Annotated in this window: 4 protein-coding genes; all 4 read left to right on the top strand. The window is 62.8% G+C overall.

The genetic code is table 11. The annotated features are described in order from the left end of the window. Nucleotides 1-1,205: sigma-54 dependent transcriptional regulator (locus EN969_RS22110; protein ID WP_164758410.1), on the top strand; the 1,205-nt coding region annotated here is incomplete at its 5' end. Nucleotides 1,206-1,303: 98 nt separating this feature from the next. Further along, a complete protein-coding gene (locus EN969_RS22105) occupies nucleotides 1,304-2,167 on the top strand; it encodes a D-amino-acid transaminase (protein ID WP_027163475.1) in 864 nt (287 codons plus the stop codon). A gap of 145 nt (nucleotides 2,168-2,312) precedes the next feature. Beyond that, nucleotides 2,313-2,558: an RNA chaperone Hfq gene (hfq, locus tag EN969_RS22100; RefSeq protein WP_006202172.1), complete on the top strand. Its 246-nt coding sequence runs from the start codon at nucleotides 2,313-2,315 to the stop codon at nucleotides 2,556-2,558. Further along, on the top strand, nucleotides 2,559-3,517 hold a 959-nt coding region (gene hflX, locus EN969_RS22095), incomplete at its 3' end, for a GTPase HflX (protein WP_127419390.1).

The raw sequence follows: 3,517 nt of genomic DNA, 5'->3' as shown, positions 1-3,517 counted from the left end.
ACATCTGGCTGCAGGGCTCGCGTCTCGACGGGCTGGCGCTGCTCGACGAGATCAAGACGATGCATCCGACCTTGCCGGTGGTGATGATTTCCGGCCACGGCAACATCGAAACGGCGGTCTCCGCCATCCGTCGCGGCGCCTATGACTTCATCGAAAAACCGTTCAAGGCCGACAGGCTGATCCTTATTGCCGAACGTGCGCTCGAGACCTCGAAATTGCGGCGCGAGGTTTCCGACCTCAAGCTGCGCAGCGGTGAAACCTTCGATCTGATCGGCATGTCGTCGGCGATGAGCCAGTTGCGTCAGACCATCGAACGCGTCGCGCCGACCAACAGCCGCGTGATGATCATCGGCCCGTCTGGCTCGGGCAAGGAACTGGCCGCGCGCGCCATCCACACGCTGTCGGCGCGCAAGGGCGCGCCTTTCGTGACGCTGAGCGCCGCCAACATCACGCCCGAGCGTATGGAGATCGAACTGTTCGGCACCGAATCGAATGGCGTCGAGCGCAAGGTCGGCGCGCTCGAGGAGGCCCATCGCGGCATCCTCTACATCGACGAGGTGGCCGACATGCCGCGCGAGACGCAGAACAAGATCCTGCGCGTGCTGGTCGAGCAGCAGTTCGAGCGGGTAGGGGGAACCAAGCGGGTCAAGGTCGATGTCCGCATCATCTCTTCCACGTCGCAGAACCTCGAAGCGATGATCGCCGACGGGCGTTTCCGCGAGGATCTTTACCATCGCCTCGCGGTGGTTCCGGTCATCGTGCCGGGATTGGCCGAGCGGCGCGAGGATATTCCCTACCTCGTCGACAATTTCATGAAGCAGATCGCCCGCCAGGCCGGCATCAAGCCGCGCCGCATCGGCGACGACGCGCTGGCCGTGCTGCAGGCGCACAACTGGCCGGGCAACGTTCGCCAGCTGCGCAATAATGTCGAGCGCCTGATGATCCTGGCGCGCGGCGACGACGTCGATGCGCCGATCACCGCTGATCTGTTGCCGGCCGAGATCGGCGATGTCATGCCGCGCACCCCGAATCAATCCGACCAACACATCATGGCGCTGCCGCTCCGCGAAGCGCGTGAGCAGTTCGAGAAGGATTACCTGATCGCCCAGATCAACCGGTTCGGCGGCAACATCTCGAAAACCGCCGAGTTCATCGGCATGGAGCGCTCCGCTCTGCATCGCAAGCTGAAGTCCCTGGGCGTCTAAGCGCGACGTCCGACCAGCCGCGCGTGGTCCAACCATTTGCCGGTTACGCCCGCGGTGGAATCGCATAAGAAAGCCCGAGAATTTCTGAGGGGTCGCCAATGCCGCGCATTGCCTATGTCAACGGGCGCTATGTCACGCACGCCGACGCTGCCGTGCATATCGAGGATCGCGGCTATCAGTTTGCCGACGGTGTCTATGAGGTCTGCGAAGTGGCGCGTGGCTTCATCGTCGACATGCCGCGCCACCTGGCCCGGCTGAACCGTTCGCTGACCGAATTGTCGATCGCCTGGCCGGTCACCTCTCACGTGCTGCCGCTCATTCTGCGTGAGGTGGTCAATCGCAACCACGTCGCCAATGGCCTGGTCTACGTGCAGGTGACGCGCGGCGTGGCCAGCCGCGACTTCGTCTTCCCTTCCGCCGACACCAAGCCTTCGCTGGTGGTAACCGCCAGGAAGGCCGATCCTGCCGCTGGTGCAAAGCGAGCCGAGACAGGCATCGCCGTCATCACCGTGCCGGAGAACCGCTGGGACAGGGTCGACATCAAGACTGTCGGGCTGCTGCCCAATGTCTTGGCCAAGCAGAAGGCAAAGGAAGCCGGTGCGCAGGAAGCCTGGTTCGTCGACACCGAAGGTAACGTCAAGGAAGGCGGCTCGTCCAACGCCTGGATCGTCACCAGGGACGGCGTTCTGGTCACCAGGCCGGCCGAGCATGGCATCCTGCGCGGCATCACCCGCACGACCATGTTCGAAGTGGCGGCCAAGCTTGGCCTGAAGATCGAGGAGCGCGGCTTTTCCGTCGCCGAGGCCAAGACGGCACGCGAGGCGTTCATCAGTTCCGCAACGACGATCGCCATGCCGGTGGTGACCATCGATGGCGACACGGTCGCCAATGGGCACCCCGGCTCAATAACACTTTCGTTGCGGCAAGCCTTTTTTGACATTGCGGAAAAAAGTCCAGCCTGATAACCGCACAGGTGGAATGAACATCAATATATCTCGTTCTGCTTGTCGTTACTGACGACAAGACGGTGTTTGCGAGCTTGACATGCGCCCGTTAATTTGGCGCATTGGCTTGCAAACCGAAGGGGATCGGCGAAAGACAAGAACAATGGCGGAACGATCGCAAAACCTTCAGGACCTGTTCCTGAATTCAGTTCGCAAGAGCAAGAACCCGCTCACCATCTTCCTCATCAACGGCGTGAAGCTGACCGGCGTGGTCACTTCGTTCGACAATTTCTGTGTCCTGCTGCGCCGCGATGGTCACTCCCAGCTCGTCTACAAGCACGCCATTTCCACGATCATGCCGAGCCAGCCGGTTCAGATGTTCGATGGCGAGGAAAGCCAGGGCGCCTGATTGGCACGTGAGAAAGACGCGGACGCCACCGTTCGCGGGAAACCAGCGCATCACCCCAGGACTGAGGCCAAGGGCCCGACCCGGGCCGTGGTCATTGTGCCCGTCCTTACCCGCCACCAGCGCAACGACGACGAGACCAACCGCCCGCGGCTGATGCGTTCGGCTGATGCGCGTCACGACGAGGCCGTTGGCCTTGCCCGCGCCATCAACCTTGATCTGATTCACACCGCGGTGGTGACCGTCAACGATCCGCGCCCGGCGACGCTGCTCGGCAGCGGCAAGGTCGCCGAGTTCGCGGAAATCGTCAAAGAGGGACATGCGGAAGTGGTCGTCGTCGACCATCCGCTGACCCCTGTGCAGCAACGCAATCTCGAGAAAGAGCTGAACGCCAAGGTGCTGGACCGCACCGGGCTGATCCTCGAGATATTCGGCGAGCGTGCACGCACCAAGGAAGGCACGCTGCAGGTCGAGCTCGCCCATCTCAACTACCAGAAGGGCCGCCTCGTGCGTAGCTGGACCCATTTGGAGCGTCAGCGCGGCGGCGCCGGATTCCTTGGGGGCCCCGGCGAAACACAGATCGAATCCGACCGGCGGCAGTTGCAGGAAAAGATCATCAAGCTGAAGCAGGAGCTGGAAACGGTGCGGCGCACGCGCGACCTGCACCGCGCCAAGCGCAGGAAGGTGCCGTTCCCGGTGGTGGCGATCGTCGGCTACACCAATGCCGGCAAGTCGACGCTGTTCAACCGGCTGACCGGGGCGGATGTGCTGGCACAGGACATGCTGTTCGCCACGCTCGACCCGACGCTGCGCCGCGTGCGCCTGCCACATGGCACGCCGATCATCCTCTCCGACACGGTCGGCTTCATTTCGGACCTGCCGACACATCTGATCGCGGCTTTCCGCGCCACCCTGGAAGAGGTGGTCGAGGCCGACCTCGTGCTTCATCTGCGCGACATTTC

The organism is Mesorhizobium sp. M7A.F.Ca.CA.003.01.2.1 (assembly GCF_003998945.1).
Lineage (GTDB): Bacteria > Pseudomonadota > Alphaproteobacteria > Rhizobiales > Rhizobiaceae > Mesorhizobium > Mesorhizobium ciceri.
The sequence above is the reverse complement of the archived record's forward strand: the minus strand, read 5'-3'. Positions and strand labels throughout refer to the sequence as shown.

Bases quoted from the DNA above. Each gene is read 5' to 3' on its own strand.
- hfq (WP_006202172.1), top strand. From the start codon at position 2,313: ATGGCGGAACGATCGCAAAACCTTCAGGACCTGTTCCTGAATTCAGTT.
- EN969_RS22105 (WP_027163475.1), top strand. From the start codon at position 1,304: ATGCCGCGCATTGCCTATGTCAACGGGCGCTATGTCACGCACGCCGAC.